Below are 22,137 nucleotides of genomic sequence, written 5' to 3' on the forward strand. Positions count from 1 at the left end.
GCGATCCTCCCTGCTGTGACGGAACCAACCCATGACGAGGCGCACCGCGGTGCGCTGGGCTCCCGCCTGAACTGGCTGCGGGCGGCCGTCCTCGGGGCGAACGACGGCATCGTGTCCACCGCCGGACTGGTCGTCGGCGTGGCCGGTGCGACGGACTCCCGCGCCGCCCTGCTCACGGCCGGTCTGGCCGGCCTGCTCGCCGGGTCCATGTCGATGGCGGCGGGGGAGTACGTGTCCGTGTCGACCCAGCGGGACTCGGAGATGGCCGCGCTGGCCCTGGAGCGCCGGGAACTGCGCGAGCAGCCGGAACTGGAGCTGGAGGAGCTGACCGAGCTGCTCCGGCAGCGCGGTCTGTCCCGGCAGGTCGCCCGAGAGGCCGCCGAGCAGCTCACCGCACGGGACGCGCTGAAGGCACACGCACGCGTGGAGCTCGGTATCGACCCGGACGAGCTGACCAACCCCTGGCACGCGGCCTGGGCGAGCTTCCTGGCCTTCACCGTCGGCGCGCTGCTGCCCCTGCTGGCCATCGTGCTGCCCCCGGCCGCCTGGCGGCTCCCGGTCACCGTGGCGTCCGTACTGGCCGCGCTCGTCCTCACCGGGTGGAGCAGCGCGCGACTGGGAGCGGCCGACCCCAGGCGCGCGTTGCTGCGGAACGTGCTGGGCGGGGCGCTCGCGATGGGCGTGACGTACGCGGCGGGGAGCCTGCTGGGGGCGGCGGGGGTGTAGCGGACCGACCGGCACCCTGGCCGCGCGGCCCGCGCACGCGACGTCGTACCGTGAGGTGTGCCCGACCACCCCCTGGGCACACCGCACGTACCGCACGAGAAGGACCCTCGCCATGCGCGCCACCACCATCCACGCTCCCTACGACATGCGCGTGGAGGACGTTCCCGAGCCCGGGGTGCAGCTGCCCACCGACGCCGTGGTGCGGGTGCTGCGCGCCTGCATCTGCGGCAGCGACCTGTGGGCCTACCGCGGCGAGGCGGCCCGGCAGCCGGGCCAGCGCATCGGGCACGAGTTCCTCGGGATCGTCGAGGAGACCGGCACCGAGGTGAGCACCGTCAAGCGCGGTGACCTGGTGGTCGCGCCCTTCATGTGGTCCGACGGCGTCTGCGACTACTGCCGTGAGGGCCTGACGACGTCCTGCGAGCACGGCGGCTTCTGGGGCTCCGTCGGCTACGACGGCGGCCAGGGCGAGGCCGTGCGCGTGCCCTTCGCCGACGGCACCCTCGTCCAGCTCCCCAAGGACGCGGCCTCCGACGACCACCTGCTGTCGGCCCTGCTGACCCTCTCCGACGTCCTGGGCACCGGACACCACGCCGCCCTCGGCGCGGGCGCCCGCCCCGGTGCCACGGTCGCCGTCGTCGGTGACGGCGCCGTCGGACTGTGCGCCGTCCTGGCCGCCAAGCGGCTCGGCGCCGAGCGGATCATCGCGCTGGGCCGGCACGAGGTCCGTACCGACATCGCGCGCCGCTTCGGCGCCACCGACGTGGTGGCCGAGCGCGGGGACGCGGCCGTCGAGGCGGTCCGTGAACTCACCCGCGGCCAGGGCGCGCACGCCGTCGTGGAGGCGGTCGGCACCGAGCAGTCCATGCGGACGGCCGTCAGCGTCACCCGCGACGGCGGTGCCATCGGTTTCGTGGGCGTGCCGCACGGCAGCGGCACCGGCCTCGACCTCGGCGTCATGTTCGACCGGAACATCGCCCTGCGCGGCGGCGTCGCCCCGGTCCGCGCCTACATCCCGGACCTGCTGCCGGACGTCCTCGACGGCACGATCGACCCCTCCCCGGTGTTCGACATGACCGTCGGCATCGAGGGCGTGCCCGACGGCTACAAGGCGATGGACGAACGCACCGCCCTCAAGGTGCTCGTCACCAACGACCGGTAGTCACGACCAGCGGATCGGCAGCGGCAGTGCCGTGAGCAGGCCGGAGACCGCGACCACCGCGCCCAGCGCGGCCACCTCGGCACGCGCGGGCACGGACGCGGTCAGCGGGTCGGCGGCGCGGCGCAGCCGGATCCGCGCCCACAGGGCGAGCAGCGCGACGGCGGCGACCAGGATCACCTTGGCCAGCAGGGTGCGTCCGTACGCCGTCGTCGTCAGCTGGTCCAGGATCGTGGCCGACGGCATCCGGCGCAGCGAGCTGCACACGCCCGTCGTGGCGATGGCCGCGAGCAGTACGGCCGCCACGCGCGCGTAGCGGCCCAGCAGCGCGGCCCCGGCCGGCCCCCCGCGCCACAGCCCGATCAGCCGCAGGACGTGCGGCAGGCCGCCGGCCCACAGGGCCGCGCACGTCAGGTGGACCAGCGTCAGTCCGGAGCCGGCCGACGGGCCCTGTTCCGTCGCGGGGTGGGCCCGCAGCGCCTCCGCGACCACGACCGCCGCGAGCGGCCACACCTGGGCCGCCGGACGCCTGGCGAGCACCGTTGCCAGGAGGAAGGCGTTGACCTCCAGCAGGGCCAGTTCTCCGTCGCGGGAGCCGTACAGGCCGCCGACGTCGATCTGACCGAGGCGGTGCGGGATCAGGTTGCCGGTGGACACCACCGAGGCGAGCGCCAGTGCGGCGACGCACCCGGCCGCGTTCGCGAACGGCGCCCAGCTGCGCGGCCGTTCGGCCGGCACGCCGGGCAGGCTCCGGGCGAGCCGGTGCACGAACAGCTCGCCCAGGGACACGCTGAGCGCGGCGAACAGCACCGCGCGCAGCAGCCCGACACCGCCCACGCCCGGCGCGGCGGCCTCCCCGGTGCCGTGCAGTGCCGCCGAGGGCCCGAGCAGCGGGATCAGGGCGCCCAGCGCCACCAGGACCAGCAGGGCGGCGGCCCGACCGGTGCCCTGCCGCCGGGCGGGCCGGCATTCCCGGGGCACTTTCGCGGACGGTCGTGTCAAGCGCACCCTGTGATCTTCGCCAGCCGCCGCAGAACCGGGCAAGTCCCCGAAAACAACTGGCAGTACTGCATTCCGCCCCTACGTACGATCCCGGCCGCCCGCGCCTCACCGCCAGCGGGCGCTCTGCGACCCCCAGGGCACCGGAGGCCGCGCCCAGTCGCTCGGGCCGCCCGTGAAGGACACCGCCGGCAGCGCGTGCCGCAGCCGGCCGAGCGGGCTGCCGGTCTCGGCCAGCCAGGCGTCCGGCCCCGCGTACGGCGCACCCGTGGTCGTGGCCGGCCGGATCCCGTCCGTCAGCCAGTGCGCGGTCCGGGCCAGCGCCAGCCGCACCAACCGGCCGCCCCCGTCGTACGACTGCTCGGTCAGCGCCCGCAGGACGGCTGCCGCGAGCAGATAGCCGGTGCCGTGGTCCAGCGCCTGCGCGGGCAGCGCACCGGGCTCCTCGGGCGAACCCTCGGTCGCCGCGATACCGGTCGCGACCTGCACCAGACTGTCGAAGCCGCGCCGCCCGCCCCAGGGGCCGTACGCGCCCCACGCCGAGACCTGCGCCACGACCAGCCCTGGCCGGCGGGCGAACAGCGCCTCGGGGGAGAGCCCCAACCGGTCCATGGCGCCCGGCCGGTAGCCGGTGACGACGACGTCGGCCGAGTCCAGCAGCTCCTCCCAGGTGCCCCGGTCCGTGCGCAGGTCGAGCGTGGCGGACCGCTTCCCGAAGCCCGTGTCGGCGTGCAGGTCGGGGAGTTCGGGCAGCCAGGGGGCGTCCAGGCGCAGCACCTCCGCGCCCAGGAGGGCGAGGGTGCGGGTGGCGACCGGACCGGCGAGGACCCGGGTCAGGTCCAGTACGCGCAGCCCCGCGGCGGGCAGCAGGGGAGCGGCGGCCGGGTCCAGGGGCGCGAGCACGCGCGCGGGTGCCGAGGCCGGGCGTTCGCGCTCGACCAGCGGGCGCGCGGTCACCTCGGCGGCCTGCTCGTGCGCCTGCCACTCCTTCGGGGTGCGCAGGGCCACGGCGAGGCCGCCGGCGCCGTATACAGCCTCCTCGACCTCCAGTGCCGGGCGTTGTGCGAGCAGGTCGGTCACCGCCTCCACCGAGGCGTCCGCCGGCAGGCCCAGCGCACCGAGCAACCGGGCCCGGTGGTGGGGGTAGTTGGTGTGGGTGCGCACCCAGCCGTCAGCCGTCCGCCAGAACCGCGACAGCGGCGCGAAGGCGACCGGTGCGCGCCCGTCGACCTGCAGGTGCCGTTCACTGTGGAAGGCGGCCGCGACGGCGCCGTCGTCGACCCGGACGCCGGGCACCTCGGAGAGACCGGCCCGTCGCGCCGCCAGCTCCGCGGCGGCCAGCGCGCATGCGCCGACGCAGGCACGGGCGAGCTCCCGCACGGGAAGGCGCGCGTGGAGCGCGCCCTCCCGCGGCACGGTGGTGACCTCTTCCGCGAGGGCGGGATCGCCGCCCAGCGCGGACCAAGCAAACTTGATTTCAGTCATGACTATACTATGCAGTATTGACTGAATCAACCTTTATGTGTGCACGTTCACCCGGTGACCGCGGCCAGGGCGTCGACGACACCGAAGCCGTAGAAGCCGTTGACGCGCGGGCCGCCGACGCAGGTCGCGTCCACGACCCCGTCCCCGTCGCCGTCGTAGGGCCCGCTCGGGCAGCCCGGGTTGTCCGCCTCGGCCTTCAGCAGCGCCTGCAACTGGGCCGGAGTGGCGTGCGGATGCGCCGACTTCAGCAGCGCGGCCACCGCGGCCACGTGCGGCGAGGCCATCGAGGTGCCCTGCAGGAAGCCGTACTGGTCGTTCGGCAGCGTGGACAGGATGCGCCCGTTCTTCGACGGCGTGTCCGGGATCTGGAACTTGTCGCCGCCCGGCCCGGCCACGTCGATCACGCCCTGGCCGTAACTGGAGTAGTACGACTTGGCACCCTTCACACCCACCGCGCTCACGGTCACCACACCCGGCAGCTGGGTCGGCACGTCGAAGCACTTGTGCGGGTCGACCGTGCGGGTCGTGGCGGTCGAGTCGTCGGGGCTGGAGTCGTCCGTGAGCGCGTCCGCGTCCAGGTCCTCGTTTGAGTTGCCCGCGGAGGCCACATTGAGCGTGCCCTTGCGCTGTGCGTACAGCTGGGCCCTGTTGACCGCGTCAACGATGGCACGTTGATCGGGATCATCCATGCAGTTGTACAGCCACGGATCAACGTAGTAGCTGTTGTTGGTGATCTGTATGCCGTGGTCGGCGGCGAACACGAACGCGCAGACCACGCTCTCCGGGTAGAACAGCGAGGTCGCGTCCGGCTGGGCCACGGTGATGCCCGCGACCTTCACGCCCGGCGCCACACCGGCCACGCCGATGCCGTTGCGGGCCGCGGCTATCTCCCCGGCCACATGGGTGCCGTGGTAGTGACCGGCGTCCACCGGCCGCCACGCGCCGTACGTCGTGTCCGCCTTGCCGCTCACGCAGTTCGCCGACTGCGAGGCGGAGAAGTTCGGGGCTATGTCCGGGTGGGTGTCGTCCACGCCCGTGTCGATGACACCGACGGTCACGTTCCTGCTGCCCGGGTTGATCCGCGCGGCACGGTCGGCGCCGATCGCGCGCAGGTCCCACTGGTCGGCCTCCAGCGGCTCCTCGCCCGCCGTCGCACTCCTGGCGAGCTTCGCGGCCTCCGCCTTCGACAGGACCTGCACTGCGCCCTCGTCGGTCGTCCCCGCCGCGCTCAACGGCGCGGTACGCGTGGCGCCCGCCGAGTCGACCCCGCGCACCGAGCGCATCAGCGCGCCGAAGCCGGGGTTCGCCGAGTGGACGACGATCACGCCGATCCGGTCGTAACTGGCCACGACGGTGCCGCCGTTGCGGGTGATCTCCCGCTGCACCGACTCGATCGTGCGGTGATCCGTACGGGTGTTGACCACGTACGCGAGGTTCGGTCCGTCGCCGGCCGCCCGCGCCGCCCGGGCAGTGACAGGTGCGGCCGAGGCCGCCGCCGGCAGGAAACCGAGCGAGGCGGTCAGCGACAGCACGACCGGCACGGCGAGCGCGAGCCGGCGTCTGGAACGCAGATGAGCCATGGGATCTCCACATCGTCCGGATACAGAACCGCCCGAGACCAGGATGGTGCTCGGGCGGGTACATGACGGGTGGTGCAGGCAGAAGCTATCCCCCCGGCTCACCGCTCAGCAATGACTTGGCAATGACTCACCCAGACCGCTCGCGGATGAACTCATAGGACTTGAACCGGTCCTCGCGTGGCGCCGTGGACCTTGGGCAGGGAGCACGAGCACCATCGAGCCCCCGTCCACTCACAGCATCCGCAACGCGAGGAGACTCCGTGGCCACCGAGACACCGCCCCCCGCGACACCGGGGGCGCCCCTTCCCTCCACCGAGGAGTTCGCCGATGTGCAGCAGAGCGCGGAGTTCGGTGAACTGCGCCGCGCCCACCGCTCCTTCGCCTTCCCGCTGACCATCGCCTTCATCGCCTGGTACCTGCTGTACGTCCTGCTCTCCAACTACGCGGGCGGCTTCATGGGCACCAAGGTGGCCGGCAACATCAACGTGGCCCTCGTCCTGGGCCTCGCCCAGTTCCTCACCACCTTCCTCATCGCCTGGTGGTACGCCCGGCACGCCGCCGCCAAGCTCGACCCCAAGGCGGAGGCCATCAAGTCCCGGATGGAGGGCGGCGCATGAGCCCCGCCCAGCACACCCTGCTGGCCGCCGGCGAGGCGAGCGAGCACCGGCCGCTGATCATCACCCTGTTCGCGGTGTTCGTCGCCGCGACTCTCGTCATCACCGTCTGGGCCGGCCGCCAGACCAAGAACGCCGCCGACTTCTACGCCGGCGGACGGCAGTTCAGCGGCTTCCAGAACGGCCTCGCCGTCTCCGGCGACTACATGTCCGCCGCGTCCTTCCTCGGGATCGCGGGCGCCATCGCCCTGTTCGGCTACGACGGCTTCCTGTACTCCATCGGCTTCCTCGTCGCCTGGCTCGTCGCGCTGCTTCTGGTCGCCGAGCCACTGCGCAACTCCGGCCGCTACACCATGGGCGACGTCCTGGCCTACCGCATGCGCCAGCGCCCCGTCCGCACCGCCGCCGGCACCTCCACCATCGTCGTGTCGATCTTCTACCTGCTCGCCCAGATGGCGGGCGCCGGCGTCCTCGTCTCGCTGCTGCTGGGCATCACCAGCGACGGCGGCAAGATCGGCATCGTCGCCCTGGTCGGCCTCCTGATGATCGTGTACGTCACCATCGGCGGCATGAAGGGCACCACCTGGGTCCAGATGGTCAAGGCCGTACTGCTGATCGCCGGTGCCCTGCTGCTGACCTTCCTGGTCCTGCTGAAGTTCCACTTCAACGTCTCCGATCTGCTCGGCAAGGCCGCCGACAACAGCGGCAAGGGAGCGGCCTTCCTCGAGCCGGGCCTCAAGTACGGGGCGACCGGCACCACCAAGCTGGACTTCATCTCGCTCGGCATCGCCCTGGTCCTCGGCACCGCGGGCCTGCCGCACATCCTGATCCGCTTCTACACCGTGCCCACGGCCAAGGCCGCCCGTAAGTCGGTCATCTGGGCGATCGGCCTGATCGGCGCCTTCTACCTGATGACCCTCGCCCTCGGCTTCGGCGCGGCCGCCCTCATCAAGCCGGGCGAGATCATCGCCTCCAACAAGGCGGGCAACACCGCCGCCCCCCTCCTGGCGCTGCACCTGGGCGGCGTCGGCTCCGACTGGGGCGCCGTCCTGCTCGCGACCATCTCGGCGGTCGCCTTCGCCACGATCCTCGCGGTCGTCGCGGGTCTGACCCTGGCCTCGTCGTCCTCCTTCGCGCACGACATCTACGCCAACGTCATCAGGAAGGGCCAGGCGACCGAGAAGCAGGAGATCGGCGCGGCCCGCTGGGCGACCGTCGGCATCGGCGCCGTCTCGATCGTCCTCGGCGCCCTGGCCCGCGACCTGAACGTGGCCGGTCTGGTGGCCCTCGCCTTCGCGGTCGCGGCCTCCGCCAACCTGCCGACCATCCTCTACAGCCTCTTCTGGAAGCGGTTCACCACCTCGGGCGCCCTGTGGTCGATCTACGGCGGCCTGGTCACCGCGGTCGGCCTGGTGCTGTTCTCCCCGGTGGTCTCCGGCAAGCCGGCCTCGATGTTCCCCGGCGTCGACTTCCACTGGTTCCCGCTGGAGAACCCCGGCATCATCTCCATCCCCGTCGGATTCCTGCTCGGCGCCGTGGGCACCCTCCTGTCGAAGGAGGTCCCGGACGCCGGCAAGTACGCCGAACTGGAGGTGCGGTCCCTGACCGGCACCGGAGCGCACTGAGGGAAGCACACTGGGGGGTGCTCTGACGTTCGTACGACGGCCGCGTCGTCCGGGGCTGTACGGTCCTACGACGCGGCCTCGTCGTACCTCGTCGGATCAGGTCGCTGTCGTTGTCAGTGGCGTCACGTAGGCTCGCAAGTGACGGAGGACAACTGCTCCGGGATTCCGAGGGAGGGGGCCCACGTGCTCATCGACACCTACGGCCGAGTGGCCACCGACCTGAGGGTCTCGCTGACCGACCGCTGCAATCTGCGCTGCACGTACTGCATGCCCGAGGAGGGCCTGCAGTGGCTGGCCAAGCCCGACCTGCTCACGGACGACGAGATCGTCCACCTCATCGACATCGCCGTGCGGACGCTCGGCATCGAGGAGGTCCGCTTCACCGGCGGCGAGCCCCTGCTGCGCCCCGGTCTGGTGGGCATCGTCGAGCGCGTCGCGGCCCTCGCCCCGCGCCCCCAGATGTCCCTCACCACCAACGGCATCGGCCTCAGGCGCACCGCGACCGCCCTGAAGGCCGCGGGCCTCGACCGGGTGAACGTCTCCCTGGACACCCTGCGCCCGGACGTCTTCAAGACCCTGACCCGCCGCGACCGCCACAAGGACGTCCTCGAAGGTCTCCAGGCCGCCCGCGAGGCCGGCCTCAGCCCGGTCAAGGTCAACACCGTCCTGATGCCGGGCCTGAACGAGGACGAGGCCCCCGACCTGCTGGCCTGGGCCGTGGAGCACGACTACGAACTCCGGTTCATCGAGCAGATGCCCCTCGACGCCCAGCACGGCTGGAAGCGCGACAGCATGGTCACCGCCGGGGACATCCTCACCTCCCTGCGCACCCGCTTCGACCTCACCCCCGAGGGCGCCGGCACCCGCGGCGCGGCCCCGGCGGAGCGCTGGCTGGTGAACGGCGGTCCGCACCGGGTCGGCGTCATCGCCTCGGTCACCCGCCCCTTCTGCGCCGCCTGCGACCGCACCCGCCTCACGGCCGACGGTCAGATACGGACCTGCCTGTTCGCGACCGAGGAGACCGACCTGCGCACCGCCCTGCGCTCGGGAGCACCGGACGAGGAGATCGCCCGCATCTGGCGGCTTGCGATGTGGGGCAAGAAGGCGGGAGCGGGCCTGGACGACCCGTCGTTCGTGCAGCCGGACCGACCCATGTCGGCGATCGGCGGCTAGGCGGGCTCCTGCCAGTCCGCGAACCTCACCACGTCCTTCAGCAAGCCCCGCACCCCGAGGAACTGCGACAGATGCTCGCGGTGTTCCTCGCAGGCCAGCCACGTCTTCCGTCGCTCCGGCGGATGGATCTTCGGGTTGTTCCACGCCAGCACCCACACGGCGTCGGCGCGGCAACCCTTGGCGGAGCAGATCGGGGTCTCGTCACTCACTGGTTCGTCTCGGGTTCGTCTCACAGAAGGCCGTAAACAAGGCGACGCCGAGCAGCCACGGGGGGAGCTGCCCGGCGTCGGTCCGTCGCTCCGACGGGGGATGCGGAGCGCGTACGCAGTATGTCACGGCTACCCCGCCGCCCGGCACTGGAACTACACGATTGATCTGAGCTTTTCTTGAGCTTGACGGGGGGCGGCGTTCCGCTTCCACCGTGTCCGCCTGGTCATACGGGGTCGGCCCGCTCGCCGCTCGCCCCCGCCGGGCGAGCCGCCTCGTCCGGCGGAACGGACCCCGCCTGCGCGTCCTGCGCCCGCGGCGGTGTGATCATGGGCCGTGCCGGCGCGGTGATGAACGTCGACGGAAGCGACGGCGGCCGCTCCCGGCCCGCGTTCGCGATCACCACGGCGACATAGGGGAGAAGCGCACCGAGCACGAGCGCCACGAGGGCGACGTACCGCTCGACGTTCCACAGGGCGACAGCGAGAATCACCGACGCCGTGCGGATCGTCATCGAGATGACATACCGCCGCTGCCGGCCCCGTACGTCCTCGGCGAGTCCGGTCCGGGCCCCGGTGATCCGGAACACCTGGACGCTGCCGCCACCGTGCTGTTTCCGCATCACATTCCACCATCCGCCCGCATCGGACTCCGCCCCGACGTCCCACGTTACGCCGCGGTCACGCCGCCCACGAGACCGGGTCGCCCACCGCCTGCGGTAACGCCGCCGGCCTGCCGCGCACAGGGGGGAGTCCCGACATGCGCCGTACGGCCCACCGACCCACACTGGCCCTAATGCTCACGTCGAGCCGTACGAGGAGGCAGCCATGGGCTGGTTGTGGGCGATCATCGTGGGATTCGTGCTCGGCATCATCGCCAAGGCGGTCATCCCGGGGAAGCAGCACAGCCCGCTGTGGCTGACCACCATCTGCGGCATGCTCGGCGCCATCGTCGGCAACGCGGTCGCCCGCGCCGTGGGGGTCGCAGCGACCCGCGGTATCGACTGGAGCCGGCACATCTTCCAGCTGGTGGCCGCGATCATCATCGTCGCAGCCGTCGACGCCCTCTACATGGCGACGCTGGGAAAGAGGAAGCAGCAGCGGGTCGGGGCCTGAGAAGCGGGGCGTGGGCACGACCGGCCACGGACGAGCCGCGACCGCCGGTCCACCCGCGCCCCTGCGTCGCTACCCGGCGACAACCTCCACCGCGGCCAGGTTCTTCTTCCCCCGCCGCAGCACCAGCCACCGCCCGTCCAGCAGTTCCCCGGAGGAGGGCACCGCGTCCTCGGACGTGACCTTCACGTTGTTCACGTAGGCCCCGCCCTCCTTGACCGTCCGCCGCGCGGCGGACTTGCTGGCCACCAGACCGACCTCGGCGAACAGGTCGACCACCGGACCGAGCTCCGCGACCTGGATGTGCGGCACCTCGGACAACGCGGCCGACAGTGTCCGCCCGTCCAGTTCCGACAGCTCACCCTGCCCGAAAAGGGCGCGGGACGCGGCGATGACCGCGGCCGTCTGGCCGGCGCCGTGCACCAGCGTCGTCAGCTCCTCGGCGAGCGCACGCTGCGCGGCCCGGGCCTGCGGCCGCTCCTCGGTCTGCCGCTCCAGCTCCTCGATCTCCTCACGGGACCGGAAGCTGAAGATGCGCAGGAACTTGGAGACGTCCCGGTCGTCCGCGTTGACCCAGAACTGGTAGAACGCGTACGGCGTGGTCATCTCGGGGTCGAGCCACACCGTGCCGGACTCGGTCTTGCCGAACTTGGTGCCGTCCGCCTTGGTGATCAGCGGCGTGCCCAGCGCGTGCACCACCGCCTCCGGCTGGACCCGGTGGATCAGGTCGGTGCCCGAGGTCAGGTTGCCCCACTGGTCACTGCCGCCGGTCTGCAGCGTGCAGCCATGGCGGCGGTACAACTCCAGGAAGTCCATGCCCTGCAGGATCTGGTAGCTGAACTCGGTGTAGCTGATGCCCGCGTCGGAGTTGAGCCGCCGGGAGACGGCCTCCTTGGCGATCATCTTGTTGACCCGGAAGTGCTTGCCGATGTCCCGCAGGAACTCGATGGCCGACAGGCCCTGGGTCCAGTCCAGGTTGTTGACCATCACCGCGGCGTTCGGCCCGTCGAAGTGGAGCAGCGGCTCGATCTGGGCGCGCAGCCGCTCCACCCAGCCGGCCACGACCTCCGGAGCGTTCAGCGTGCGCTCGGCCGTGGGCTTCGGGTCGCCGATCAGGCCCGTGGCACCCCCGACCAGCGCCAGCGGACGGTTGCCCGCCTCCTGGATGCGGCGCATGGTCAGGATCTGCACGAGGTTGCCGAGGTGCAGGCTGGGCGCGGTCGGGTCGAAGCCGCAATAGAACGTGACGGGACCGTCCGCGAACGCCTTGCGCAGCGCGTCTTCGTCCGTGGAGAGGGCGATGAGCCCACGCCACTTCAGCTCGTCGACGATGTCCGTCACGGTTCTCGTGTCTCCTCGGTGGTCTTCGGGCAGTCGGGTGACAGCCGACTACGAGGTTATACGCCCTGACTGACAGAGCTCATGTTGAAATCGGGGATACGCAGCGCGGGCATCGCGGCCCGGGTGAACCAGTCGCTCCACTCGCGCGGCAGCGTCCGCTCCGTCCGGCCCGCCTCCGTGGCCCGCCGCAGCAGGCCCACCGGCGACTCGTTGAACCGGAAGTTGTTCACCTGAGCGGTCACCTCGCCGTGCTCCACGAGGTAGACGCCGTCCCGGGTCAGGCCCGTGAGCAGCAGCGTCGCCGGGTCGACCTCACGGATGTACCACAGGCAGGTCAGCAGCAGACCCCGCTCGGTGGCCGCCACCATGTCCTGAAGCGAACGGTCGTCCCCGCCGTCCAGGATCAGGTTCCCGAGCGCCGGGGCGACCGGTAGCCCGGTCAGGCCCGCGCTGTGCCGGGTGGTCGTCAGATGCCGGAGCACCCCCTCGCCGATCCACTCGGTGCGGTGGGTCGGCAGACCGTTGTCGAACACCGACTGGTCACCGCCGGAGGAGTGGGCGACCACGAAGGGCGGGCACTCCAGGCCCGGCTCGTTGGGGTCGCTGCGGAGCGTCAGCGGCAGCTCGGTGAGCCTCTCGCCGACGCGCGTGCCGCCGCCCGGCTTCGAGAACACCGTCCGGCCCTCGGCGGCGTCCCGGCCCGATGCCGACCACAGCTGGTAGATCAGCAGGTCCGCGACCGCGGTCGGCGGCAGCAGCGTCTCGTACCGGCCCGCGGGCAGTTCCACCCGCCGCTCGGCCCAGCCGAGCCGTACGGCCAGGTCGGCGTCCAGCGCGCCCGGGTCGATGTCCTTGAAGTCCCGCGTGGCGCGGCCCGCCCAGGCCGAGCGCGTGCGGTCGGGCGACTTGGCGTTCAGCTCCAGCGTGCCGGTGGGCTGGTCGTGCCGCAGGCGCAGCCCCGTGGACGTACCCAGGTACGTCGACACCAGTTCGTGGTTGGCGAAGCCGTACAGCTCACGTCCGCCCGCACGCGCGCGTGCGAACGCCTCGCCCAGCGCGGGCGCGAATTCGGCGAACACCGCGGAGGAGGTCTCGGCCGGCGCGTCCGTGAAGTCCGGCGACTGCGGCACATCGCCGACCAGCGGCTGCGCGTCCTCGGCGGGCCTGGCACCGCGCGCGGCGGCCTCGGCGGCCCGCACCAGCGGCTCCAGCTCCTCAGCGGTGACCGCCGAGCGCGACACGACACCGGAGGCGGTGCCCTCCTTGCCGTCCACGGTCGCGATCACGGTGAGCGTACGACCGCGCGTCACACCGTTCGTGGTGAGCGCGTTGCCCGCCCAGCGCAGGTTGGCGGTCGAGTGCTCGTCGGCGATGACGACGCAGCCGTCGGCCCGGGACAGCCCGAGCGCCTGCTCGACGATCTCGTGCGGCTTGTGGGTACGGGCGCTCATCGACCGGCCTCCTGCGTGGTGTTCAGAATGTTGACGCCCTTGAAGAGGGCGGAGGGGCACCCGTGCGACACCGCGGCCACCTGCCCGGGCTGGGCCTTGCCACAGTTGAAGGCGCCGCCGAGGACGTAGGTCTGCGGACCGCCCACGGCGGCCATCGAGCCCCAGAAGTCGGTCGTCGTCGCCTGGTAGGCCACGTCCTTCAGCTGCCCGGTGATCCGCCCGTTCTCGATCCTGAAGAAGCGCTGCCCGGTGAACTGGAAGTTGTACCGCTGCATGTCGATCGACCAGGACCGGTCGCCGACGACGTAGATGCCCCGGTCGACACCGCCGATCAGGTCCTCGGTGGACAGTCCGGCGGGATCCGGCTGCAGGGACACGTTGGCCATGCGCTGCACCGGCACATGCGCGGGGGAGTCGGCGAACGCACACCCGTTGGACCGGTCGAACCCGGTGAGCCGCGCGATCCGCCGGTCCAGCTGGTAGCCGACCAGGGTGCCGTCCTTGACCAGGTCCCAGGACTGCGCCTCGACGCCCTCGTCGTCGTACCCGACGGTCGCGAGGCCGTGCTCGGCGGTGCGGTCCCCGGTGACGTTCATCAGCTCGGAGCCGTACCTCAGCTTGCCCAGCTGGTCGAAGGTGGCGAACGAGGTGCCGGCGTACGCGGCCTCGTACCCGAGCGCCCGGTCCAGCTCCGTCGCGTGCCCGATGGACTCGTGGATGGTCAGCCACAGGTTGGACGGGTCGACCACCAGGTCGTACAGGCCCGGCTCCACGCTCGGCGCCCGCATCTTCTCGGCGAGCAGCTCGGGGATCCGCTCCAGCTCCGCGTCCCAGTCCCAGCCGGTCCCGGTCAGGTACTCCCAGCCGCGGCCCACGGGCGGCGCGATGGTCCGCATGGAGTCGAACTCGCCGCTGGACTCGTCGACCGACACGGCGGTCAGCTGCGGATGCAGCCGCACCCGCTGCTGGGTCGTCACGGTCCCGGCGGTGTCGGCGTAGAACTTGTTCTCATGGACGGTGAGCAGCGAGGCGTCCACATGGTTCACGCCGTTCGCCGCCAGCAGCCGTGCGCTCCACTGCGCGAGCAGCGCCGACTTCTCCTCGTCGGGCACCGAGAACGGATCGATCTCGTACGACGAGACCCACGTCCTGTCGGCGTGCACCGGCTCGTCGGCCAGCTCCACCCTCTCGTCCGCCCCGGCGGCCTTGATGACCTGCGCGGACAGCTTGGCCATGGCGACCGCCTGCGAGGCGACCCTGGCGGCGGCGTCGAGGGTCAGGTCCACCCCGGACGCGAAGCCCCACGTACCGCCGTGCACGACCCGGACCGCGTACCCGAGGTCGGTGGTGTCCGACGAACCGGCGGGCTTGGCGTCCCGCAGCCGCCAGGACGCGCTGCGCACCCGCTCGAGACGGAAGTCCGCGTGCTGGGCCCCGAGCGCACGCGCGCGTGCCAGCGCGGCGTCGGCGAGTGCGCGTAGGGGAAGCGCAGTGAAGGCTTCGTCGATGGAATGGGGCACGGAGGTCTCCCTGCTGTCGTGGCCTGTCGGGTCCGATCATGTCGTGGGAGCGGCCCGGCGGACCACACGTTTCGCGTCCGGATCGGGGACCGTTCTGTAGGGATCCGACAGCGACACCCCCCAGCCACTGTCGGTGCCCGATTGCCCGCGGGCTCGGCCGGACCGATAGGTTTTCGGTGAAGCCGCCTGTCATCCAGGTGTTCGGGCGGGTTGTCGGACATCTGCAGACCGCTATCGAAAGGGTGATCCGTTGAGCCGCTCGGTTCTCGTCACCGGAGGCAACCGGGGCATCGGCCTCGCCATCGCCCGCGCATTCGCCGACGCCGGCGACAAGGTCGCGATCACGTACCGCTCGGGTGAGCCGCCGGCCGGCTTCCTTGCCGTCAAGTGCGACATCACCGACGCCGAGCAGGTGGAGCAGGCCTACAAGGAGATCGAGGACCGGCACGGTCCGGTCGAGGTTCTCGTCGCCAACGCGGGCGTCACCAAGGACCAGCTCCTGATGCGCATGTCCGAGGAGGACTTCACCTCGGTCATCGACACCAACCTCACCGGCACCTTCCGTGTCGTCAAGCGCGCCAACCGCGGCATGCTGCGCGCCAAGAAGGGCCGCGTCGTCCTGATCTCGTCCGTGGTCGGCCTGCTCGGCTCGGCGGGCCAGGCGAACTACGCCGCCTCCAAGGCCGCCCTGGTCGGCTTCGCGCGCTCCCTCGCCCGTGAGCTGGGCTCGCGCAACCTCACCTTCAACGTCGTCGCGCCCGGTTTCGTCGACACCGACATGACCAAGGCGCTCACCGACGAGCAGCGCCAGAACATCGTCTCGCAGGTGCCGCTCGGCCGTTACGCGCAGCCGGAGGAGATCGCCGCGACGGTGCGGTTCCTCGCCTCGGACGACGCCTCGTACATCACTGGAGCCGTCATTCCCGTTGACGGCGGACTGGGAATGGGTCACTGATCACCATGAGCGGAATCCTCGAGGGCAAGCGCGTCCTGATCACCGGCGTGCTGATGGAGTCCTCCATCGCCTTCCACGCGGCCAAGCAGGCCCAGGAGCAGGGCGCGGAGATCATCCTGACCGCGTTCCCGCGGCCCACCCTGACCGAGCGCATCGCCAAGAAGCTGCCGAAGCCCACCAAGGTCATCGAGCTGGACGTGACGAACGAGGAGCACCTCGCGCGCCTGGCCGACGTCGTCGGCGAGGAGCTGGGCGGCCTCGACGGCGTCGTCCACTCCATCGGCTTCGCCCCGCAGGACGCGCTCGGCGGCAACTTCCTCAACACGCCGTTCGAGTCCGTCGCCACCGCCATGCACGTCTCGGCGTTCTCCCTGAAGTCGCTGACCATGGCCTGCCTGCCGCTGATGCAGAACGGCGGCTCGGTCGTCGGCCTCACCTTCGACGCCCAGTACGCCTGGCCGCAGTACGACTGGATGGGCCCGGCCAAGGCCGCCCTGGAGGCCGTCAACCGCTACATGGCGCGTGACCTGGGCAAGCAGAACATCCGCTGCAACCTCATCTCGGCGGGCCCGATCGGCTCCATGGCCGCCAAGTCCATCCCGGGCTTCGCGGACCTGGCCTCCGTCTGGGACAGCCGCTCCCCGCTGGAGTGGGACCTGAAGGACCCGGAGCCGGCCGGCAAGGGCATCGTCGCGCTGCTGAGCGACTGGTTCCCGAAGACCACCGGCGAGATCATCCACGTCGACGGCGGCCTGCACGCGATCGGCGCGTGATCGCTGCCGTCCAGGCGTGACCTGTGGCTCAGGCCCGCACCCCCGCCGGGGTGCGGGCCTGAGCCACATCGCGGGGCTTCACCCGTTCGGCCCACCGGCCGGGCGCCCACCGGTCCGGGCGGCGCACCCTGGATTACGCGTTCACTCACGCGTTCCTCCGCAGGCCGGCCGAGGAGGTCCCCTTGTGCGCCTGTCCCGCAGTCTGGCCCCGGTGACCGTGGCCGTGGTCCTCGTGCTGTCCCTGCCGTACGACGCGATGCCCTACGCGCGCGTGGGGGACGGAAAGCCGCCCGCGCCCAGCCTCTTCGGGGCCGCGTGCCGGACGACCGTCCACGGCTCGCACGTGGTGGCCTACTGCCACAACCCCTATGTCGACATCGACCGCGTGCGCCTGCACATCGAGTGCGCCCGCTGGTGGGACATCGACACCGACAGCGCCCCGGTGGACACCGAGCCCGCCATGACCGTACGGCTCGCCGGCCGGTGCTGGAAGGAGGTCCGGTCGGTCTGGGTCAGCCACCAGAGGGAGCGCTGAACCGGCCCGGCCGGCACAGGAACGGATAGCTCGCGGCCTCGGCCGCAGCCGCCTCCGCGTCCCCGGCGCGGATCGCGTCCACCAGGCGCGTGTGGTCCATGTGCGTCTCCGGCGTCAGCTCCGCCCCCACGTCCGCGCGCAGCCAGTCCCGCAGCACCTCGCCCAGGTCGGCGTACATCGCCGTCATCGCGTCGTTGTGTGAGGCGGCCACGACGGCCAGGTGGAAGGTGGCGTCCGCGGTCACGAAGGGCTCCGCCTCGCCCCTCTCCCAGGCCTCCTCGCGCCGCTCCAGCAGCACGTCGAGCTGCTTGAGGTCCTTCTCGGTGCGCCGCTCCGCGGCCAGCTTCGCCGCGGCCGACTCCAGCGCGGCGCGCAGCTCCGCGATGTGCCGCGGGTCGGCGCCGGCGAACCGGCGGTGCATCACGCCGGCCAGCTCGCTCGTCGCCACCACGTACGTGCCGGAGCCCTGGCGGATGTCCAGCAGACCGTTGTGGGCCAGGGCGCGCACGGCCTCGCGGACGGTGTTGCGGGCGACGCCGAGCTGCTCGACCAGTTCCGGCTCGGTCGGGATGCGCGAGCCGACCGGCCACTCGCCGGAGGTGATCTGGTGCCGCAACGCGGCGATGACCTGCTCGGACAGCGCCGAACGGCGCGGGTGGCTCAGGGGCATGGCACACCTTCGCACGACGGTCCCGGGTCCGGGCGTACCGGGAGTGGACAACCAATCATCCCATGATTCTATGATGGTTCTCATGGCACGTGAGGAAACCCGGACAGTGGACACCCGTACGGCGATGTCACCGACCGCCCGCGGTACGGCCGCCGCGACGAGCACCCCCGAGACATCCCCCGGCGCAGGCCGCACGCGCGCGTGGGCGACCCGCCTGGTCGTCATCGGCATCGTGCTGTCCGCGGTGAACCTCCGCCCGGCCATCACGAGCCTCGGCGCACTCCTGGAGGAGGTCCGCGACGGCCTCGGCATGACCGGCAGCGTGGCCGGTCTGCTCACCTCCGTACCCCCGCTCTGCTTCGCGGTCTTCGGCGTCACCGCCCCCCGGCTGGCCCGCCGCTTCGGACCCGCCGCGGTGGTGTGCGCCGGCATGGCCGCCATCACCGCCGGCCTGCTGATACGACCCTTCGCCGGCAACACGGCCGGCTTCCTGGCCGCCAGCGCGCTCGCCCTGATGGGCATCGCCGTCAGCAACGTGCTCATGCCGGTCATCGTCAAGCGCTGGTTCCCCGACCGGGTCGGCTCCATGACCGGTCTGTACTCGATGGCCCTCGCCCTCGGCACCTCCCTCGCCGCCGCGGTGACCGTGCCCCTGACCGACGCCATGGGCGGCAGCTGGCAGGCCGGCCTCGCCGTGTGGGCCGCCATCGCCGGTGCCGCCGTCCTGCCCTGGCTGCCGCTGGTCCGGGACCGCGGCCCCGCGCCCGCACGGTCCACGGAGCGGGCGCCGGAAGGCCCGGCGGAGGACCGGCACGCGCCGCTGCGCATCACCCGCAGCCGCACCGCCTGGGCGCTCGCCGTGTTCTTCGGCCTCCAGGCCACCGCCGCCTACATCACCATGGGCTGGATGCCGCAGATCTTCCGGGACGCCGGTGTCCCGGCCGGCACCGCGGGCGTGCTGCTCGCCGTCACCATGGTGATGGGCGTGCCGCTGGCCTTCGTCATCCCGCGGGTCGCCACCCGGCTGCCCCACCAGGGACCGATCGTGCTGGTCCTGGGCGTGTGCGGCCTCGCCGGATACGCCGGCCTGTACTTCGCGCCGGCCGCCGGGGCCTGGGCCTGGGCGCTGCTGCTGGGCGTCTCCAACTGCGCCTTCCCGCTGGCCCTCACGATGGTCGGCATGCGGGCCAGGACCGGCCCGGGGGTGGTCCAGCTGTCCGCGTTCGCGCAGAGCACCGGCTATCTGATCTCCATTCCAGGCCCGCTGCTGGTCGGCGTGCTCTACCAGCACAGCGGCGGCTGGGGGCTGCCCATCGCCCTCATGGCAGGCCTGATGGTGCCGCAGATGGTGGTGGGCTTCCTGGCAGGCCGCGACCGCACCGTGGAATCGGAGGCGACCCGCTGACGCGCGCTGGGCCTGGGGGGTCCCGCTGAACGTGCGCTGCGCCTGAGGTGGGCCGCTGACGTGCGCGGGGCCTGAGGGGCCCGGGGCCCGCTGGCGCGCGCTTCGCCACGCCGCTGCGGCCACGCGCCCGTGGCAGGGTCGGCGCCAGGCCGGCCGCGGGTACGTGGCCCATGCCCGGCGCTCACCGGCCCCGGCGGCCGCCCGGGCGAGGGCCGGCGGCACCCCCGTTCGGCTGTCCGTGTGCGGCGGGCAGCCGCCCCGGCCGCCCGCCGCGGAGCGGAGGGTGCGAGACTGTGCCCATGCAGCCTGTGCTCGACCCGAACCCGCAGAACGGCCAGAAGAAGATGCTGATGGTCTTCGGCTCGTTCTTCGCCATCTTCGCCGTCATCGCCGTCATCGCGATCATCGCCTCCCCGTGACGGAGGGTGGGGGTAGCCCCACCATCCCCTAGGGGGTAAGGGTCAGGGTCAACTGGGTGGAACTCCGGATGGGTTGACGGCCACGGATTCCGTAGCTTCGAGACGTGACCGCGAGACGGTCACGGACCCGCTCGAAGACCCACGGAGGCGATCATGTCGGCCCGCACCCCCTCCCGGCCCCACCCGGCGACCACGGGCGGCGTCGACCTCCGGCTGCCCTGGTGGGCCCTCGCCCTGCCCGCGCTCGCCTTCATCGCGCTCCTCGTGCTGATACTGAACCCGTCGGACGCGCACGCGGCCGGCAGCGATCCGGCGATCACGCACCTCTTCGAGCGCGCCCAGCAGCTGCTCGTGCGCTGACCCGGAGCCTCCGCACGCGGTGAATCCGCATGTCAACTCCCTGCGCCGCGTGGCCTGTTTCATGCGAAGCTGGGTCCCATGAGCGCCGCAGAACCTCGCAGGATCGTCCTCCTCCGGCATGCGAAAGCCGACTGGCCACAGGTGTCCGACCATGAGCGCCCGCTCGCCGAGCGGGGCCGCAAGGACGCCGTGGTCGCCGGACGCAAGCTGGCCGACACCGGTATCACCTTCGACCTGGCCCTGTGCTCCACCGCGACCCGGACCCGCGAGACGTGGAAGCTCGCCGTCCACGAGCTGGCGCACCGGCCCCGGACCGTCTACGAGGAGCGGGTCTACGACGCCTCGCCCGGCGAACTGATCGCCCTGCTCAACGAGACCCCGGAGGACGTGCGGAACGTGATCCTGATCGGCCACAATCCGGGCGTCCACGGTCTGGCCGAAATCCTGTCCGGCACGGCCGAGGACGACGCCCGCGAGCGGATGAACCGCCGTGGCTTCCCGGCGGCCGGCTTCGTGGTCCTGTCCTACGACGGCCCCTGGAAGACCCTGGAGCCGGGTGTGGCCACGCTCGCGGACTACTGGGCCCCCGCCGAGTGATCTCACGCAGAGGGTGAGGGCCCGGCACCGGCGCGGTGCCGAGCCCTCCCGCGTCCGGGCTGGCTCAGCCCTCGTCGTGTGTGTCGGCCGCCTCGACCTCTTCACGGGTGACGCCCAGGAGGTACAGGACCGTGTCGAGGAAGGGGAAGTTCACCGCCGTGTGAGCGGCCTCCCGGACCACCGGCTTGGCGTTGAAGGCGACGCCCAGACCGGCCGCGTTCAGCATGTCCAGGTCGTTGGCACCGTCGCCGATCGCCACCGTCTGCGACAGCGGCACCCCGGCCTCCGCGGCGAACCGGCGCAGCAGCCGCGCCTTGCCCGCACGGTCCACGATCTCGCCGGTGACCCGGCCGGTGAGCCTGCCGTCGACGATCTCCAGCGTGTTGGCCTGCGCGAAGTCGAGGCCCAACCGTTCCTTCAGATCGTCCGTGACCTGGGTGAAGCCACCGGAGACGACTCCCACCTGGTAGCCGAGCCGCTTCAGCGTACGGATCAGGGTGCGGGCGCCGGGCGTCAGCCGTACCTCGTTGCGCACCTTCTCCACCACGGAGGCGTCCAGCCCCTCCAGCAGCGCCACGCGCGCGTGCAGGGACTGCTCGAAGTCCAGCTCACCGCGCATCGCCGCGGCCGTCACCTCGGCGACCTTGTCCTCGCAGCCGGCGTGCGCCGCGAACAGCTCGATGACCTCGTCCTGGATCAGCGTGGAGTCCACGTCCATGACCACGAGACGCTGAGCGCGCCGGTGCAGCCCCGCCGAGACGACGGCGACGTCGACACCCAGTGCCGCCGCATCGATGGCCAGTGCCGTGCGCAGCGGCTCGGTCTCCACGCCGGATACCGCGAACTCCACCGCCGTCACCGGATACTTGGCGAGCCGGAAGATACGGTCGATGTTGCCGCCCGCCTTCGCGATCCGGTCGGCGATGGCAGCCGTCGACTCGGCGGTCAGCGGATGGCCGAGGACGGTCACCAGCGAGCGCCCGAGGCCGCGCGGGCGGTTGTCGCCGTGCCCCGAGATGATCTCCGCCTGCATCTTCATCGACTCGGCCCAGCTGTGCACGGTGGCCCTCAGATCGCCCTCCAGGCCGGCCGGCGGCTGGGTGACCAGCGCGCACAGCACCAGGCGGCCCCGGGTGACGACCTGCTCGATGTCGACCACGTCGACGAGGTAGGCGGCGAGGGTGTCGAAGAGGCCGGCCGTGATGCCCGGCCTGTCCCTGCCGAAGATCTTGACGAGAAGGGTGGGGACCTCGGGGGTCTGGGAAGCGGAGGTCTGCGAAGCGCTCATGGTGTCACCACCGTATCCGGCACCCAGTGCCGTCCGCCGCCGAGGTCCGCCTGACGGACACCGAACAATGGATGTCGCGCCGGTGTCAGGGATCTTGCCACCGGGAGACGCCCTGCCCGCTCGTGCACGGCAGCCCCGGCTCC

23 protein-coding genes are annotated in these 22,137 nt (G+C 71.8%); 13 read left to right on the plus strand and 10 right to left on the minus strand.

What is annotated here, in order from left to right; genetic code table 11:
- The first annotated feature begins 15 nt into the window (after positions 1-15).
- Together ACZ7HQ_RS05685 and ACZ7HQ_RS05690 are read left to right on the plus strand one after the other, a co-directional pair.
- Complete coding sequence (locus tag ACZ7HQ_RS05685) at positions 16-726, plus strand: VIT1/CCC1 transporter family protein (protein ID WP_470985039.1); 711 nt, start codon at positions 16-18, stop codon at positions 724-726.
- Positions 727-838: 112 nt separating this feature from the next.
- Positions 839-1,888, plus strand: coding sequence for a zinc-dependent alcohol dehydrogenase family protein (locus ACZ7HQ_RS05690; RefSeq protein WP_470985041.1), 1,050 nt, complete (start codon positions 839-841; stop codon positions 1,886-1,888).
- Here the strand turns inward: ACZ7HQ_RS05690 and ACZ7HQ_RS05695 are convergent, their stop codons facing one another.
- The 3 genes from ACZ7HQ_RS05695 to ACZ7HQ_RS05705 form a co-directional block, all read right to left on the minus strand.
- Positions 1,889-2,893 (minus strand): CopD family protein, encoded by a 1,005-nt coding sequence (locus tag ACZ7HQ_RS05695; protein WP_470985043.1) that lies wholly within the window; start codon positions 2,891-2,893, stop codon positions 1,889-1,891. It lies immediately after the preceding gene.
- Positions 2,894-2,992: 99 nt separating this feature from the next.
- The gene (locus ACZ7HQ_RS05700; RefSeq protein WP_470985046.1) at positions 2,993-4,369 is read right to left on the minus strand and encodes a CoA transferase; all 1,377 of its coding nucleotides are present in this window, start codon (positions 4,367-4,369) and stop codon (positions 2,993-2,995) included.
- Positions 4,370-4,416: 47 nt separating this feature from the next.
- Complete coding sequence (locus tag ACZ7HQ_RS05705; RefSeq protein WP_470985048.1) at positions 4,417-5,949, minus strand: S8 family peptidase; 1,533 nt, start codon at positions 5,947-5,949, stop codon at positions 4,417-4,419.
- 260 nt (positions 5,950-6,209) lie between these two features.
- On the opposite strand from ACZ7HQ_RS05705, the gene ACZ7HQ_RS05710 reads away from it, so the two are divergent.
- From ACZ7HQ_RS05710 to moaA, 3 genes are all read left to right on the plus strand, one after another.
- A complete protein-coding gene (locus tag ACZ7HQ_RS05710) occupies positions 6,210-6,566 on the plus strand; it encodes a DUF485 domain-containing protein (RefSeq protein ID WP_470985050.1) in 357 nt (118 codons plus the stop codon).
- Positions 6,563-8,188, plus strand: a complete 1,626-nt coding sequence (locus ACZ7HQ_RS05715; RefSeq protein WP_470985052.1) for a solute symporter family protein — start codon at positions 6,563-6,565, stop codon at positions 8,186-8,188. Before ACZ7HQ_RS05710 ends, ACZ7HQ_RS05715 begins: the two co-directional genes overlap by 4 nt.
- 183 nt (positions 8,189-8,371) lie before the next feature.
- Complete coding sequence (moaA, locus tag ACZ7HQ_RS05720; protein WP_470985055.1) at positions 8,372-9,361, plus strand: GTP 3',8-cyclase MoaA; 990 nt, start codon at positions 8,372-8,374, stop codon at positions 9,359-9,361.
- On the opposite strand, the gene ACZ7HQ_RS05725 is transcribed toward moaA, so the two are convergent.
- A complete protein-coding gene (locus tag ACZ7HQ_RS05725; protein ID WP_470985057.1) occupies positions 9,358-9,570 on the minus strand; it encodes a hypothetical protein in 213 nt (70 codons plus the stop codon). The genes moaA and ACZ7HQ_RS05725 overlap by 4 nt on opposite strands.
- 224 nt (positions 9,571-9,794) lie before the next feature.
- Positions 9,795-10,190 carry a DUF3099 domain-containing protein gene (locus tag ACZ7HQ_RS05730; RefSeq protein WP_470985059.1) on the minus strand — a complete coding sequence of 132 codons (396 nt, stop codon included), beginning with the start codon at positions 10,188-10,190 and terminating at the stop codon, positions 9,795-9,797.
- A 205-nt stretch (positions 10,191-10,395) separates the two neighbouring features.
- On the opposite strand from ACZ7HQ_RS05730, the gene ACZ7HQ_RS05735 reads away from it, so the two are divergent.
- On the plus strand, positions 10,396-10,683 hold the full coding sequence (locus ACZ7HQ_RS05735) for a GlsB/YeaQ/YmgE family stress response membrane protein (RefSeq protein ID WP_470985061.1): 288 nt from the start codon (positions 10,396-10,398) through the stop codon (positions 10,681-10,683).
- A gap of 69 nt (positions 10,684-10,752) precedes the next feature.
- Here the strand turns inward: ACZ7HQ_RS05735 and tyrS are convergent, their stop codons facing one another.
- The 3 genes from tyrS to ACZ7HQ_RS05750 are packed head-to-tail and all read right to left on the minus strand — an operon-like array spanning position 10,753 to position 14,992.
- Positions 10,753-12,021 (minus strand): tyrosine--tRNA ligase, encoded by a 1,269-nt coding sequence (gene tyrS / locus ACZ7HQ_RS05740; protein WP_470985063.1) that lies wholly within the window; start codon positions 12,019-12,021, stop codon positions 10,753-10,755.
- A gap of 56 nt (positions 12,022-12,077) precedes the next feature.
- The gene (locus ACZ7HQ_RS05745; RefSeq protein ID WP_470985066.1) at positions 12,078-13,472 is read right to left on the minus strand and encodes a metallopeptidase TldD-related protein; all 1,395 of its coding nucleotides are present in this window, start codon (positions 13,470-13,472) and stop codon (positions 12,078-12,080) included.
- Positions 13,469-14,992, minus strand: coding sequence for a TldD/PmbA family protein (locus tag ACZ7HQ_RS05750; protein WP_470985069.1), 1,524 nt, complete (start codon positions 14,990-14,992; stop codon positions 13,469-13,471). The genes ACZ7HQ_RS05745 and ACZ7HQ_RS05750 overlap by 4 nt, the downstream gene beginning before the upstream one ends.
- A 250-nt stretch (positions 14,993-15,242) precedes the next feature.
- Between ACZ7HQ_RS05750 and fabG the strand changes: the two genes are divergently transcribed.
- From fabG to ACZ7HQ_RS05765, 3 genes are all read left to right on the plus strand, one after another.
- The gene (fabG, locus tag ACZ7HQ_RS05755; RefSeq protein ID WP_470985072.1) at positions 15,243-15,947 is read left to right on the plus strand and encodes a 3-oxoacyl-[acyl-carrier-protein] reductase; all 705 of its coding nucleotides are present in this window, start codon (positions 15,243-15,245) and stop codon (positions 15,945-15,947) included.
- 5 nt (positions 15,948-15,952) lie between these two features.
- The gene (gene fabI, locus ACZ7HQ_RS05760; RefSeq protein WP_470985074.1) at positions 15,953-16,720 is read left to right on the plus strand and encodes an enoyl-ACP reductase FabI; all 768 of its coding nucleotides are present in this window, start codon (positions 15,953-15,955) and stop codon (positions 16,718-16,720) included.
- Between the two features lie 184 nt (positions 16,721-16,904).
- Complete coding sequence (locus tag ACZ7HQ_RS05765) at positions 16,905-17,255, plus strand: hypothetical protein (protein WP_470985076.1); 351 nt, start codon at positions 16,905-16,907, stop codon at positions 17,253-17,255.
- On the opposite strand, the gene ACZ7HQ_RS05770 is transcribed toward ACZ7HQ_RS05765, so the two are convergent.
- Positions 17,233-17,925 carry a FadR/GntR family transcriptional regulator gene (locus ACZ7HQ_RS05770; RefSeq protein WP_470985079.1) on the minus strand — a complete coding sequence of 231 codons (693 nt, stop codon included), beginning with the start codon at positions 17,923-17,925 and terminating at the stop codon, positions 17,233-17,235. The two genes, ACZ7HQ_RS05765 and ACZ7HQ_RS05770, sit on opposite strands and share 23 nt — an antisense overlap.
- Positions 17,926-17,995: 70 nt before the next feature.
- Between ACZ7HQ_RS05770 and ACZ7HQ_RS05775 the strand changes: the two genes are divergently transcribed.
- The 4 genes from ACZ7HQ_RS05775 (at position 17,996) to ACZ7HQ_RS05790 (ending at position 20,706) form a co-directional block, all read left to right on the plus strand.
- Positions 17,996-19,330, plus strand: a complete 1,335-nt coding sequence (locus tag ACZ7HQ_RS05775) for a CynX/NimT family MFS transporter (protein WP_470985081.1) — start codon at positions 17,996-17,998, stop codon at positions 19,328-19,330.
- 299 nt (positions 19,331-19,629) lie between these two features.
- A complete protein-coding gene (locus ACZ7HQ_RS05780; protein ID WP_470985082.1) occupies positions 19,630-19,749 on the plus strand; it encodes an SGM_5486 family transporter-associated protein in 120 nt (39 codons plus the stop codon).
- Positions 19,750-19,902: 153 nt separating this feature from the next.
- Positions 19,903-20,109 carry a hypothetical protein gene (locus tag ACZ7HQ_RS05785; protein WP_470985085.1) on the plus strand — a complete coding sequence of 69 codons (207 nt, stop codon included), beginning with the start codon at positions 19,903-19,905 and terminating at the stop codon, positions 20,107-20,109.
- 78 nt (positions 20,110-20,187) lie between these two features.
- Positions 20,188-20,706, plus strand: coding sequence for a SixA phosphatase family protein (locus ACZ7HQ_RS05790; protein ID WP_470985087.1), 519 nt, complete (start codon positions 20,188-20,190; stop codon positions 20,704-20,706).
- Positions 20,707-20,770: 64 nt separating this feature from the next.
- On the opposite strand, the gene serB is transcribed toward ACZ7HQ_RS05790, so the two are convergent.
- The gene (serB, locus tag ACZ7HQ_RS05795) at positions 20,771-21,994 is read right to left on the minus strand and encodes a phosphoserine phosphatase SerB (protein ID WP_470985090.1); all 1,224 of its coding nucleotides are present in this window, start codon (positions 21,992-21,994) and stop codon (positions 20,771-20,773) included.
- Between the last annotated feature and the right edge of the window lie 143 nt (positions 21,995-22,137).

It is taken from the genome of Streptomyces sp. NPDC037290 (assembly GCF_055603245.1).